Origin of the sequence: Pseudohongiella acticola, assembly GCF_001758195.1 — a bacterium.
Classification (GTDB): domain Bacteria; phylum Pseudomonadota; class Gammaproteobacteria; order Pseudomonadales; family Pseudohongiellaceae; genus Pseudohongiella; species Pseudohongiella acticola.
This window is the reverse complement of record NZ_MASR01000001.1, coordinates 749,754-763,113: the sequence shown is the minus strand read 5'-3', so window position 1 is coordinate 763,113 and position 13,360 is coordinate 749,754. Positions and strand designations below refer to the sequence as shown.

At 56.5% G+C, this 13,360-nt stretch carries 10 protein-coding genes; 3 read left to right on the top strand and 7 right to left on the bottom strand.

The annotated features are described in order from the left end of the window. Positions 1-13 precede the first annotated feature (13 nt). Positions 14-772 carry a class I SAM-dependent DNA methyltransferase gene (locus tag PHACT_RS03345; RefSeq protein ID WP_070115910.1) on the top strand — a complete coding sequence of 253 codons (759 nt, stop codon included), beginning with the start codon at positions 14-16 and terminating at the stop codon, positions 770-772. A gap of 2 nt (positions 773-774) precedes the next feature. Here PHACT_RS03345 and PHACT_RS03340 read toward each other — a convergent pair whose 3' ends face one another. The 3 genes from PHACT_RS03340 to PHACT_RS03330 are packed head-to-tail and all read right to left on the bottom strand — an operon-like array spanning position 775 to position 2,810. Then, complete coding sequence (locus tag PHACT_RS03340; protein WP_070115909.1) at positions 775-1,290, bottom strand: DUF6644 family protein; 516 nt, start codon at positions 1,288-1,290, stop codon at positions 775-777. A gap of 2 nt (positions 1,291-1,292) precedes the next feature. Then, positions 1,293-1,790 carry a hypothetical protein gene (locus tag PHACT_RS03335; protein ID WP_070115908.1) on the bottom strand — a complete coding sequence of 166 codons (498 nt, stop codon included), beginning with the start codon at positions 1,788-1,790 and terminating at the stop codon, positions 1,293-1,295. 15 nt (positions 1,791-1,805) lie between these two features. After that, on the bottom strand, positions 1,806-2,810 hold the full coding sequence (locus PHACT_RS03330; protein ID WP_139141425.1) for a hypothetical protein: 1,005 nt from the start codon (positions 2,808-2,810) through the stop codon (positions 1,806-1,808). A gap of 228 nt (positions 2,811-3,038) precedes the next feature. Here PHACT_RS03330 and PHACT_RS03325 point away from each other — a divergent pair, with 228 nt between their 5' ends. Both PHACT_RS03325 and PHACT_RS03320 read left to right on the top strand, forming a co-directional pair. Further along, entirely contained in the window at positions 3,039-5,477 is a 2,439-nt protein-coding gene (locus tag PHACT_RS03325) for a DUF5916 domain-containing protein (protein ID WP_139141424.1), read from the top strand. A gap of 43 nt (positions 5,478-5,520) precedes the next feature. Next, entirely contained in the window at positions 5,521-6,123 is a 603-nt protein-coding gene (locus tag PHACT_RS03320; RefSeq protein ID WP_070115905.1) for a LysE family translocator, read from the top strand. 17 nt (positions 6,124-6,140) lie between these two features. Here the strand turns inward: PHACT_RS03320 and PHACT_RS03315 are convergent, their stop codons facing one another. From PHACT_RS03315 to PHACT_RS03300, 4 genes are all read right to left on the bottom strand, one after another. Further along, positions 6,141-9,275 carry an AAA family ATPase gene (locus PHACT_RS03315; RefSeq protein ID WP_070115904.1) on the bottom strand — a complete coding sequence of 1,045 codons (3,135 nt, stop codon included), beginning with the start codon at positions 9,273-9,275 and terminating at the stop codon, positions 6,141-6,143. Between the two features lie 117 nt (positions 9,276-9,392). Then, positions 9,393-10,649: an exonuclease SbcCD subunit D C-terminal domain-containing protein gene (locus PHACT_RS03310; protein WP_317622241.1), complete on the bottom strand. Its 1,257-nt coding sequence runs from the start codon at positions 10,647-10,649 to the stop codon at positions 9,393-9,395. 3 nt (positions 10,650-10,652) lie between these two features. Further along, the gene (locus PHACT_RS03305) at positions 10,653-12,833 is read right to left on the bottom strand and encodes a xanthine dehydrogenase family protein molybdopterin-binding subunit (protein ID WP_070115903.1); all 2,181 of its coding nucleotides are present in this window, start codon (positions 12,831-12,833) and stop codon (positions 10,653-10,655) included. Then, the gene (locus tag PHACT_RS03300; RefSeq protein ID WP_070115902.1) at positions 12,833-13,309 is read right to left on the bottom strand and encodes a (2Fe-2S)-binding protein; all 477 of its coding nucleotides are present in this window, start codon (positions 13,307-13,309) and stop codon (positions 12,833-12,835) included. The genes PHACT_RS03305 and PHACT_RS03300 overlap by 1 nt, the downstream gene beginning before the upstream one ends. Between the last annotated feature and the right edge of the window lie 51 nt (positions 13,310-13,360).

Below are 13,360 nucleotides of genomic sequence, written 5' to 3'. Positions count from 1 at the left end.
AGGAGCCCCCATCATGCAGAATCAAGCTAACCTTTACGCTGAACTCGCGGACTACTACGATCAGTTCTGTGCGGAAGTGGACTATGCCGGTCAATGCGCGTTTGCGGTACGAGTGTTTGAGGCCTTTGCCTGTTCTGGCGGGCGCAACTACCTGGACCTTGCCTGCGGCACCGGTCAGCATCTGCAGGTGATGGCGCAATCGGGGTTTGTAGCTGAGGGGCTGGATAACAGTGCTGCCATGCTGGCCCAGGCAAGATCCCGATGCCCAGAGGCAAGGTTGTTATTGTGCGATCTTGCGGCGTTTGATGAGACGCAATGTTACGATCTGATCACCTGTTTTTTGTACTCAATTCACTACAGTCATCCGTTGGCGCATTTTGCCGACACCCTCAAGCGCGCCTGGCAGGCATTGAAGCCGGGTGGTGTATTCATTTTTAATGTCGTTGATGCCAACGGTGCCCGTCAGCAGCACAGTGTGGTTACCCGTGTGCAGCAAGGCGATGCGCAATTGACCTTCAGGTCAGGCTGGCATTATCAGGGGCATGGCGACGTGCTGGATCTGCGGCTGTCCATTACCCGGACGGGCACAGGCCAGTCACAGACATGGCATGATCACCACGTCATGACGGCAACGACACTGTCAGACCTAAACACTCAGTTGCAGTTGCTGGGCTTCGACGTCACGCTGCTTGAACATGATTACGACCGTCTGACGCCATGGGCTGGTCACAGTTTCAACGCCATTGTGGTGGCCTGCAAACCGGTTGTGTAGCCTCAGGGCGCGACACACCAGAAGCACCAGAATTCCGGTGGCCGGTAGAATGTGATGAGACGGCCAAAGCTGATGACGGCTATCCAGCATATCAGCGAGATCAATGCCGCCGTTCGCGCTGCCCGCGGGACAACAACGTTGTGGGGCAGGGCGCGGACCCGGGGTGCCAGCACAGCATAAAACACCAGCAGATTGAGTCCGGCGATCAGCATGGCCAGCATTTTTAACTGAAATGCGGGGTTGTGGACGTATTGCCCCGGATCGCTGACCAGAAACATGAAGCCGGTGACCACGTTCAGTGCAAAGCCGGCAACGCCCCAGGGTACCAGACCGTGCAGTGCCGCTATTGGGATGCCGCGGCCAACACCGAGCAAACGCAGGTCAAACAGCCCCACGGTTCCGAGGAGGAACGTCAGACCGATAAAGTGTAGCGACTCTATCGCTGGCCAGCCCCACTGAGTGTTCATGAAGGTGAAAATGCCGGTGCTGTGGCCAAGCTCGCTGAGAAATAACACCATACTTACGGCACCCCCACCAGCCAATAGGCCAGTAATACGCTATGGGTGTAGGCAAGAAACCGGCCGGAGGCAATAATGCCAAGCCAGAGCATGATGGTCAGTGCAGCCGGCACGCGTCCGGTAGATCGGCCTTCAACCAGCAGGCGCGGTACCGGAGAGGTCATCCGCAGCGTCATGCAGAATGCAATCACCAGCATGGCCAGTTTGATGAAAAACAAAGGGTTGGTTAACGCTTTGGCGGGATAACCGGCGAGCAGGAGTAACCCGGACGTGGCGGCAACCACCATGCCGAGCCAGAGCAGCGGTTGGAATCTGCTGAACAAGGCGGGTGGAATCTGTCGTGCAAAGCCCAGGCGCCGCAACGCACTGGCAATCCCGACGCCTGCCATCAGACCCATACTCAGGGAATGAAATACCAGTATGGTGGGGAATACCCACCATACTTCGCGGACCGCTATGCTGAAAGCGGTCAATTCGAAGCTGGCATAGACTTCCAGCACGCCCGTTGAGCCGCGCTACTGGTTCGCCGCCTCAGCTTCTGCACGCCTGGCCCCTGCGAGTACGCCGGGCAGCGCATAGTTGCCTTCATGACAGGCGTATTCGTACATCGGCTGATCGGCCGCTTTGGCATTGAACAGTAACTCGCCCGTCCAGGGCTGACTGAATACGGTCGGGTCGTCCACGGTAAAGGTGTAGACGATTTCCGATGTTGATACTCGCTCGAAGCGCTCGGTGACGGTCAGGTTCTCCGAAGCGCCAAACACGGTATGTTGCGGATGATAACCGGTCGTGGTGACCACCAGGGTATCGCCGTCCCAGTGTCCAACAGAGTCGCCCATCCATTTGTCCATATGCGGCATGAGTTCGTCATCAATGCGTATGATGCGGGCGTCGTGCATCATTTCAGCCATGATCATGACATAGTCTTCAGTCTGAACAATCTGGTAATTGTTGTTGTACATCACTGGCAGCATGGGGGGGCCTGAGTGATTGCCAAAGGAGATCAGGCAGCGCTCTGACAGCGGCCTGCCTTCGGGACCGTCATTGCGACCTGGCGCACCGGGGGCCCGGGCAAAACGCGCGCGCGGATCGCCGGCAAAGGGGATCTGGCCGTTGGGTGGATCAACGATGATGGATGAACGTGGCTCGCCATTAATGACCTGAATGCGCTCGCCCACTTCTTTCCAGAATTCATTGTAGCCGTCATCGGTATCACCGTCATCGCCACCCTGAGCGCCGGCGCCGGGTTCACGATCGGGGTCACTGGCGGCATATTCAGCGGCCAGAAAGTCCTGATGGCCGCCTTCCATCGCCATCACCTGTTCGGCATCAAGCACCAGTGTTTCGCCCAGTTCCCGGTCGCGGGTCAGTGGCGTCAACGTGGCATTGCTCCAGACACCCTGTAAATCAGGCTTTCCGGCAGGCGTGCGCGGCAGGTCGTCCTGCGCCAGCGTCTGGCCACAGGCCAGCGCGAGAGCCAGGGTCATGCTGGAAACTGCCAGATATTTTCGAGTTGTCATTATTGTTCTCCCCCGTCAAAACTGTGTTTTCGCCCCGATTATTGACCAATAACCCATGCTATACAAGTTGTGTGCCTGGTGCGGGTAGCAAGGTGTTCGCTTACAAACTGTAATACTTTACTGCAAAACATTGATGTCATCACAATTTGATGCCGTTATACTCCCGCGGTTACATTTTTGTAACTTGAATATGTAACCCAAAATAATTCCAACGACAGGTATACTGCTTTGAACACCTTGCTTCGACTCTCTCTTGTGGGGCTATCGTCCCTGTGCCTTCATACCGCTGCCCAGGCCCAGCCAGGCATCGACGGTCTCAATCCTGCTCCGGGCGGGGTTCAGGCACGTTTTGGCAGGGAAAGAGTCATTCCGCTGCAACGCTTTTCTGACAATGATATTGAACTCGATGGCCAGTTGAATGATGCCGTCTGGGCGCAGGTGCCGGCGCAAAGTGGTATGTGGATTGTGGAGCCGGAGACGCTGGAACGGGCGCCCTATGATACCGAAATGAAGGTATTCTACAGCGATGACGGCATCTACATTGCGGTTGCCATGGAACAGCCTGCCGACACGCTTGTACGCCGGATCACCGCACGCGACAACCGGGAAGTTAACCGGGATCGAGTGTCCTTTACGTTGGATACTTCCGGAGAAGGACAATACGGTTACTGGGTCAGTCTGGCTCTGGGCGACAATCAGCTGGACGGCACGATTTTGCCTGAACGCCAGTACAACAGTCAGTGGGACGGTGCCTGGTACGGTGCTACCGCCCAGAATGCCAATGGTTGGTCAGCCGAGTTCTATATACCCTGGGGGCAGCTCGCAATGCCCAGCCGCGAGGGCCGGCGACAGATCGGGTTTTATGGTGAGCGCGTGGTAGCGCACCTGAACCAGAATTGGGCGTGGCCACCCATTGCCAAATCCGACCCGATTTTCCTGAGTAATTTCCCCTTGCTGGAAATGGAAGGTGTCAATCCGCAGCAGCAATGGAGCCTGTTTCCGTCTTTTGCCTCTACCTATGATGAGATAGATGCAGACTGGGAGCATCGCGCCGGTGTTGATGTGTTCTGGCGTCCGTCCAGTAATTTCCAGATGACGGCAACGCTGAATCCTGATTTCGGCTCGGCAGAAGCCGATGATGTGGTGGTGAACCTGACCGCCAGCGAAACCTTCTTCCCGGAAAAACGCCTGTTCTTTCAGGAAGGGCAGGAGATATTCAATACCACATCGCGCTCCAATGGCAGTATTGGAAAACGCTTTACCATCCTGAATACACGACGTATCGGTGGACGCCCGCGTTCGCCGGACCTGCCTGATGGTGTCGCATTACCACCGCGTGAGCGCATTCAGACGGCAGACCTGTTGGGTGCAGCAAAAGCCACCGGTCAGGTCGGTAATTTCCGTTATGGTGTGTTGGCTGCTTCCGAGGACGACACCCAGTATCGCTTGCCCGGCCAGCGAATTGAGCAGCAGGGTCGCGATTTCACTGCTTTCCGCGTGCTGTATGAGGATCAGGGTGGCGGTACCGGTGCTGCCTACCGTGGTATCGGTTATATCGGTACCGTCGTTGCGCACCCGGACTCTGATGCGCAAGTGCACGCAATCGATTTCCGCTACCTGACACAGGGCGGTATCTGGAGTTTTGATGGTCAGATGGTGACGTCGGATGTGGATGATGGCGATCAGGGTTTCGGCGCTTTTACCGACATCGTGTACTCACCGCGACAGGGATTTAAACACACCCTGCATTTGACCTATTTTGATGAAGACCTGGATGTTAATGACTTTGGGTATCAGGACCGCAATAACGCCAAGGAGGCCTGGTATCGTTTCGAGTGGATCAAGACCGGTCTGACACGTGTCCGCGACGTGCGGGTATCTTCCTTCCTGCGCTACGAGGAGAATCTTCAGGGCGATCGAACCAACAACGCGATACCGGTGATCAGCACCGCGATTACCCTGAATAATCTGGACCGGGTCAATGTCAATCTGCAGCATTTCCCCAAACGTTATGACGACCTCAACAGCTTTGGCAATGGCACCTTTGCTACCCAGGAGCGTACCAACTACAGTGCCAGCTATACCACGAATACGGCGCGTCAGCTCAGCCTCAACGCTCAGGTGGGTCGCTCGGTTGAGCTTGCCGGTGGCTACAGTGAATCCTATGAAGTTGGCGCGACCTGGCGCCCGGCAGCGAATATCAGCGTGTCAGGGGATGTCGAGTATCAGGACCGTGACGGCTGGTTGCTGCATCAAGGCGGACAGAACTTCACCGCATTTGAAACCAGCCAGTGGGAAACGGGTTTCCGCCTGGAGTATTACCTGACCGCCAAGCAGCAGCTGAGTGCTGGCCTGCAGTGGGTCGGTATTAAGGCTGCCGGCGATCGTTACTTTAACCTGCCGTCGGATGCACCTACGCGTAACCGGGATCTGGTGGAAGTGGATCAGCATGCACGCTCACCGGGCGATTTCTCGATTTCGCAGATGAACTTTCAGTTGCGTTACCGGCTGGAGCTGGCACCGTTGTCAGATCTGTTTATCGTCTACAACCGTAACGGCAACAAACGTGATAATCTGATTAACTTCAATGAGCAGTTTGATAATGCATGGAATGACCCGCTGGCCAGCCAGCTGGTGGTGAAGGTGCGTTACCGTCTGGGAACCTGATAGAACCGATTAAGGTTGCCACCGCGCAGCCGGGGAAAGCGACATGCCGCTGGAACAATTGTTGGCCCTGGCGGGGTTCGTGGTGGTTATGACTGGAACGCCGGGACCAAACAATATGATGCTGTTGGCGTCGGGTGCGAATTTTGGTTTTCGTCGATCGCTGCCTCATATTTTTGGCATCACCGTTGGCTGTCAGATACTGCTAGTCGCCGTGGCACTGGGCATCGGACAATTGTTGAGTCTGTATCCGTTGCTGGATTCGGTGCTGAAGGTGCTTTGTGGCCTGGCCTTGATCTATCTGGCATGGACGCTGGTGCGGCCAACCAAAGTGCTGCCAGCTTCGGGTGAAGTAAAGGTCGCCAGGCCGCTTACTTTTTTGCAGGCTGCGATGTTTCAGTGGGTCAACCCGAAAGCCTGGTTGATGATGATTACCGCGATTGCGACTTACACTGAGCCGACTGCCATGCTTAGCAGTCTGGCGGTAATTGCGCTGTTTTTTGCCATTATCGGCATCCCGTGTATCAGTACCTGGAATCTGTTTGGGGCCACGTTGCGTGTTTTCCTGCAGGACACGCGCCGTGCCCGACTCTTTAATGTCACCATGGCCGTTTTGTTGTTGGGCTCAATGTATCCGCTATTGCGCTAGCGATATCCGTTCCGGCGTCACTGGATATTGCGACAGCCGGGGCCGCTGATTGTGCTGCGGCCGCCTGCCAGCGGTGACACATTGATCTGCGTTGCAATACGCTCTTTTAACGCGGCAACGTGGGAAATGACACCGATCAGTTTGCCTTCCTGCTGCAGACTGCCAAGAGTTTCCAGGGCGGTATCCAGCGCTTCTTCATCAAGGGTGCCAAAGCCTTCATCGAGAAATAATGAATCCACCCGGACGTTGTGGCTGGCCATGCGTGACAGACCCAGCGCCAGTGCTAGAGACACAATAAAGCTCTCTCCGCCTGACAGGTTTTTGGTTGAGCGCACCTCACCGGCCTGGTAGTTATCGATGACGTTCAGGTCCAGCGGCTGATCCTGATCGCGTTGCAACAGGTAGCGGTCGGTCATTTTCTGAAGCTGCAGGTTGGCATGCTGAATCATCAGCTCGAAGGTCAGTCCCTGGGCAAAGTTGCGAAACTTCTTGCCATCGTTGGAGCCGATCAGTGCATGCAGTCGCCGCCAGCGCTCGACTTCACTTTTCTGTCGATCAATGTCACCAGCCAGGGTCTGTTGCTGCTTTCGTGCCTCGGCATTGTCCTGCAGGCGTTGCCGCAGGGCGCCCAGTGTCTCACGCAATGTACTGACTGTTGTTTCCTGTGCCTGCCAGCTTTGCTGGATCTCATCCATTGACTGATCGGTGAGCGCACGCAACTGTTCCTGCTCCAGTTCCTGGCGAGATTGCGCCAGTGCAGCGCGCAGCTCTATGCCTTTCTGCTGCAACGCGTCGGCCTTTCTTGTCAGTGCCCGGCGTTCGGGTTCTGTCAGTTGCGCCGCGACAAAGACGTCTTCATTGGCAAACGCGTGCTGTTGCAATGAACTGATGAATGTCTGCTCAGCCTGTTTCAGCTTTTGCGCCCGTGATTCGAGACTGCTCTCTTGAGTCCTGATCTGATGCTGTAGCTGCTCAAGCTGGTTCTGGTGTTGCTGCCACTGTTGCTGAGCCGAGGTCAGCGTGGCTTGCGCTGTGTTGATCTGAGCCTGCATGCGTGTTTCTTCCTGATCCGGATCCTTGTCCTGCAACAGCTCATGACGCTCGTTATGAAGTGCATCCAGCTTCTGTTGCAGGTTCTGACACTCGTCGCGCAGAATAACTGCTTCTGCAATCAGTTTTGCCAGATGCTGATGCTGTTGAGTGCGTTTCAGCGCTGCCTCCAGGTCATCAATTTCCTGCAGAGTTCTGGTAATCTCCTGTTTGCGTTGCTGCAGCACATGTTGTCGTTCAGCAACGGCATCAACGCTGTTGTTAAGCGTAAGTTGACGGCACGTGTCAGTAATCTCCTGCATCAGTGCCTGCAGTGTCTGTTCCAGTTTTTTGTATTGCCTGTTCAGGTTATCGATTGTTGTTGTGCACTGCGCCTGCGCCACCTGTGCGGCGTTGCGATGCTGCTCGCTGGTGTTCGTCTGCTGTTCCTGGGTCCGGATGTTTTGTGTCAGGCTGTTGATATCAGTGTCCGGGGCATGGTCGGCGAATGGGTGATCACTGGCGCCACACAAGGGGCAGGGCGAACCGGCTTCGAGCTCACTGCGCATGGTTTCCAGGTTGACGATGCGTTGTTGCAGGGCGCGCTGGTTCTGCAGTGCATTGAGTGTGGATCGATGAGCCAGCAATAGTTCTTCAGCGTGTTTAAGGTCGGCGTTTCTGTGCTCAAGTTCGGTATTGGCGTTTTCAAGGTCCGCGCTCAATTGTTGTAATTGCTGAGTCTGTTGCGCGTGTTCAGTCATGCGCTGCTGCAACTTCTCCGTGCTGCTGATCTGCTCGCCGAGTGCATCACGCTGGTCACGCCATTGCGCCGCTTTGCTGCCCTGAGCAATATTGTCGAGCTGCAGTTGTGCTTGTGTCGTGGCGTCCACAGCGCGTTGATAATCGTCTTGCGCCTGTTGGTGATTGTTGTAGATGCTCAGGTCGAGCCTGGGTTTGTGCTGGTGCAATGTGCTCACTCTGTCGTCCAGCAGACGTTGTTGTGTCTGCAGAGATTGCCGCGCCTCATGCAATCGGCTGTCCAGCACGTGTACCTTTTTAAGTGTCGGGCGCGCGCGCTCCAGCTCCGACTCAGTCTCTGCCCGTATTTTGTTCAGCTGTTCAACCTGAGCCTGCTGGGCATTGCGTTTTTCGGTCAGTGTCGGCAGTGTCGCCTGATCCTGTGTCAAGGTCTGTTGTTCCTGCTGCTGATCCTTGCGCATAGTGAGCAACGTGGCGTGGGGCGCGGCCAATTCCAGAGCGCGCATGGCATCGGCGAGCTGATCGCGTTCGACGCTGAAAGCCGTATCCTGTTGTTGCCACGACAACAGGTCCTGCTCCAGCCGGGCTCGTTGCTGCTCGAGTTGCAGGCAACGTTTTTGCCACTGAAGCTGTTCCCGCAGGGCGTCGGCCGTCGCTGCTTCTGCGTTCAATTGATCGGTCAGTCGGGCGGCTTCGGTGCTCAATTCCGCTTCTGTTTCCGGCGACAACAGGCGCATGCCGTCCTGCTCGGCAGTCAGCAGTTTGAGCGTTTGTTCTTCCTGCTGGCGCCGCTCATGCACACTGATGGATATTGCGCTGTAGATCGCAGTGCCGGTGATTTTCTCAAGAATGGGTGCGCGGGCATCGGCGTTGGCGCGCAGGAAGGCAGCAAACCCGCCCTGTGCCAATAGCATCGACTGGGTAAAGCGTCCAAAGTCCATGCCGGTGATTTCTTCAATACGCTTGTCGACGGTGCTGAATTTGCTATCGATGATTTTACCGGATTCTGCATCAGAGATTTCGTGTTTGGCCGGTTGCAGCTTGCCGTCAGGCTGTTTGCGCGCCCGACGTTGCGACCAGTGCGCCAGGTAAGTGCCGTTCTGGGTGCAGAATTTGACCTCGGCGAAACATTCACCGGTCTGCCTGGTCATGATTTCATTGCTGGTCACGGTAATGTCGCCCAGTCGTGGCGTCTGTCGGTACAGTGCCAGACACAGGGCATCAAGCAGAGTGGTTTTGCCAGCGCCGGTCGGGCCGGTAATGGCGAAAATACCATCACTGGTATAGGCAGGATCGCTAAAATCCACTTCCCATTCACCTGCCAGGGAGTTCAGGTTTTTGAACCGGACTGCCAGTATCCGCATGGTGCTTCAGGCCTCGTTACAAAAAGTTCGCGGCCGGCAGGGTTGGGGTACCGGCCCACAGGCAACTATACAGGGTTGGGCGACGGGGGACGACCGGCGCAGATTAACTGTTCACGCTCAATCGGAACGTGTATCGGCTTCCTGTACATCAGTCAGGATACTCTGATACAGGTGCAGCAATTCCGGGCGCTGCTCGTCAGATATCTGGTGATCGTCCAGGCAGCGCATGAAGACATCCTGTGGACTCAGGTCATCCAGTGTCTGACCTGTCTCCTGAGTCTGCAGTGTGTGCGATGTGATGCGCTGGTTTTTCACCCGCAACAGCGTTAGCAGACCTTCGCTGTCGTCGGCCAGTGCTGCCATCAGTTTTTCACGCAGGTCCGGCACAACGTCGTCGCCGGTGTAGATGATTTCCACCCAGGTCGGTTCACCGTCCTCCAGCAGAGCTTGCAACTCAGTCTGCAGACTGGCGAGACCACCCGTGAGTTGTCGCATGCGCTGGAAGCGGGGAATATCAAGCTGGCTGATGTCTGGGCTGCGGCCTTCAAAGGCGAGCAGGCAGACTGATTTCTGTTGCCGTGCCTCACCAAAGCCCATGGCCAGCGGAGAACCACTGTAACGGATGTTTGCCTGCCCGCCCACCGACTGAGGCACATGCAAGTGGCCCAGCGCGACATAGTCCAGTGTTGCCGGAAAGATATCGGTGCTGACGTGTGCGAGTGATCCGACATAAAGATCGCGCACACCATCGCCTTCTATTTTCTGGCCGCCAGCTGCCCACAGATGCCCCATTCCAATCAGCGGAACTTGCGTCTGGTATTGTTTCTCCAGATACAGGCGCTGGTTTTCTGCTGCATCGGTCACCGTTTTGTAATGGTGGCGAATGCCGCCCAGCAATTTCTTTTCCTTGTCTTCAATGGTTTCGCCCGCTTCGGCGGAACGGATATCGCGATCGCGCAAATAAGGTACCGCGCACACCAATGCCATTGGCCGCCCGTCTTTTGCATCCAGGCGTAACACCTCTTGCGCAGGATCTTCCGTGGCGGCACCGACCACATGCACATTCAGCATTTTCAGAATGTCGCGCGGGGCATTCAGAAAAGTTGGCGAGTCGTGATTGCCACCGATAATGACCACGTGCTGACACCCGGTGTCAGCGGCCTGGCGCAAAAACTGATAGTACTGTTGCATGGCCCGGTTGCTGGGCGCTGTCGTATCAAAGATGTCGCCGGCTATCAGCAGGACATCAATCTGCTGCGTGCGCAAGGCGTCCAGCATCCATGTCAGCAGGGCATCAAATTCCGGGTAGCGGCGCTGGCCATAGAGACTGCGCCCCAGATGCCAGTCGGACGTATGCAGCACCTTCAGCCGCATTGCTTACGCCAGTCGCAGTGGCAGACGGGTTAATGTCTGTCCGGTGGCGTCTGCCAACGCGTTTGCTACCGCTGGGGCAATGGGTGGCGTGCCGGGCTCACCAACACCACTGGGCGCATTGTTTGATGGCAAAATGTAGGTCTCAACCACGGGCATCGCATTCATGCGCAATACCGGATAATTGTGGAAATTGCTCTGGTCGACCATACCATCGGTCAGCGTCAACTCGTCCTGCAGCGCCGCCGACAGGCCATAGGCGATGGCGCCTTCGACCTGGGCGCGAATGATGCTGGGGTTGACGGCGATGCCGCAATCAATGGCGGCCACAACGCGTTCCACTTTGAAACTGTTTCCCTGCACGGACACTTCGGCAATTTCGGCAACAGTCGACCCAAACGAGGTATGCACAGCAACGCCACGGCCCCAGCCTTCGGGCAACTGTCGTGTACCCCAGCCGGCTTTTTCTGCGGCCAGTTTGAGTACGGCCGCTTCGCGCGGATTGTTGCCGAGCAGCGACAGGCGATATTCGATGGGGTCAACGCCGGCTTTGCGGGCCAGCGAATCAATGAATACCTCCTTACTGAAAGCGGTGTGAGTATTGCCCACGGAACGCCACCACTGTACCGGTATGCCCACGTCAGTGGTGTGAAGTTCGACCTGGCGCTCTGGTACATCGTAACTGAGCTCAGTAAGGCCTTCCACAGAGGTGTTGTCGATACCGTTAGTCACCATCATTGCTGCCATTGACGTGCCCGCCATGATGGACTGGCCGGCAATACGTGCCTGAAAAGCGCTGGGATTGCCCTGGGCATCCAGCGCGGCGCTGAGTTTGTGAGCGTAGGCGGGCCGATAAAAACCGCCCTGCATGTCATCTTCTCTGGACCACACCAGTTTGACCGGGGTCGCCGGAATCTGACGCGCAATGTTCACCGCTTCCAGCACATAATCAGCCTGCGGGTTGGCGCGTCGGCCAAAACCACCGCCTGCAAAGACGGTATTGATTTTCACATTTTCCGGGCGGGTTCCCAGTAGCAATGAAATCATTCTCTGATCGCCGGTGGCACTTTGACAGCCATACCAGAGCTCTGCCGAACCTTCATTGACCTGAGCGACACAGTTGACCGGTTCCATCTGGGCGTGCGCCAGGTAGGGAAACTCAAATACCAGTTCCATTTTGTCTGAGGCAGCTGCCAGTGTGCCGGCGGCGTCGCCATGCTGCTCGGCAACAGCACCCCTGGTCTCCACGAGCTCGCGGTACTGTTGCAGCAGGGTAGTACTGCTGCGCGTTTCCGCGCTGCCTTCATCCCACTCAATCTGTAACAGTTCACGTGCTTTGGTGGCGGTCCAATAGTCATCGGCAACAACGGCGATGCCGGAATTTATTTCGAAGACGTGGTGTACGCCTTTTCTGGCCAGCGCCGTGGAGGCATCAAAGGTGCTGACTTTGGCGCCGAAACGCGGCGCATGGGCGACCACGGCAGTCAACATGCCAGGCAACTGTACGTCCTGCGTATAAATGGCGGTGCCGTTATGTTTGCCAACGTCTTTACGCAATGTCGTTTCACTGCCAATCAGGCGGAATTGATCGGGTGTTTTCAGAACCAGTGTGTCGGCGGCAGGTGCTGATTGGCGCGCCGCGTCCACGGCCAGTTCACCAAAGCTTGCCTGGTGGTTGCCGTGCGACAGTACCCCCTCGGTTACATTGATTTCATTGGCAGGCACCTGCCAGCGCTCAGCGGCGGCAGCCACCAGCATGGCCCTGGTGGCCGCACCGGCACGACGTAGCTGCATAAAGCTGTTGGCCATCGCAGTGCTGCCGCCGGTGCCTTGCTGGCCCATCAAAAGGTTGGCATATCGGGCGAGGTCAACCGGCGCATGTTCGCATACGATCTGGGACCAGTCGGCATCGAGCTCTTCGGCGACACAGGTTGCCAGGCCAGTGTAGACGCCCTGGCCCATCTCCAGGTGTTTGATATATATGCGCACCACATTGTCCGGGGTGATACTGACAAACGCGTTGTACTCCAGTGCCGTGTCGGCAACGTTGTTGGCCTGCGACTGCACATCAAGGCTGACACCCAGCATCATGCCGGCGGAGCTGGCAGTGGCGACTTTAAGAAAGGTCCGGCGTCCGGCATCAACGTCAGTGGCGGCTGTGTTGGTGGAAAATCGATTCGGATTCATCAGGCAGCACCTCCGGCATTTTTGATCTGGCTGGCAGCCATTTTGATGCCTGCCTTGATGCGTGGGTAAGTACCACACCGGCAAATGTTACCGGACATGGCCGAGTCTATATCAGCGTCAGTTGGTGCATCATTCTGCTCCAGCAGGGCGGTGGCAGACATCACCTGACCAGACTGGCAGTAACCACATTGAGGGACCTGCAACTCAACCCATGCCGCCTGAACAGCGTGGGCAGCGGGCGATGCCAGACCTTCGATGGTGGTAATGTTCTTGCCGACCGCGCTTTCTACCGGCAGCACACAGGTGCGTGTGGCAACGCCGTCCACGTGCATGGTGCAGGCGCCGCACTGGGCAACGCCGCAGCCAAACTTGGTGCCAGTGAATTTAAGATGATCCCGTACGGCCCATAGCAGCGGCATGTCACCGTCGACATCCAGCTCGTGGTTTTGTCCATTGATCATGAGGGTATAGGGCATAGTGCCTCCTGCGCGCATGGCAAACCTGAAATAAAAATGCTTGCCGCGAAA

Bases quoted from the DNA above. Each gene is read 5' to 3' on its own strand.
- PHACT_RS03345 (WP_070115910.1), top strand. From the start codon at position 14: ATGCAGAATCAAGCTAACCTTTACGCTGAACTCGCGGACTACTACGAT.
- PHACT_RS03340 (WP_070115909.1), bottom strand. From the start codon at position 1,290: ATGGTGTTATTTCTCAGCGAGCTTGGCCACAGCACCGGCATTTTCACC.
- PHACT_RS03330 (WP_139141425.1), bottom strand. From the start codon at position 2,810: ATGACAACTCGAAAATATCTGGCAGTTTCCAGCATGACCCTGGCTCTC.
- PHACT_RS03320 (WP_070115905.1), top strand. From the start codon at position 5,521: ATGCCGCTGGAACAATTGTTGGCCCTGGCGGGGTTCGTGGTGGTTATG.
- PHACT_RS03315 (WP_070115904.1), bottom strand. From the start codon at position 9,275: ATGCGGATACTGGCAGTCCGGTTCAAAAACCTGAACTCCCTGGCAGGT.
- PHACT_RS03310 (WP_317622241.1), bottom strand. From the start codon at position 10,649: ATGCGGCTGAAGGTGCTGCATACGTCCGACTGGCATCTGGGGCGCAGT.
- PHACT_RS03305 (WP_070115903.1), bottom strand. From the start codon at position 12,833: ATGAATCCGAATCGATTTTCCACCAACACAGCCGCCACTGACGTTGAT.
- PHACT_RS03300 (WP_070115902.1), bottom strand. From the start codon at position 13,309: ATGCCCTATACCCTCATGATCAATGGACAAAACCACGAGCTGGATGTC.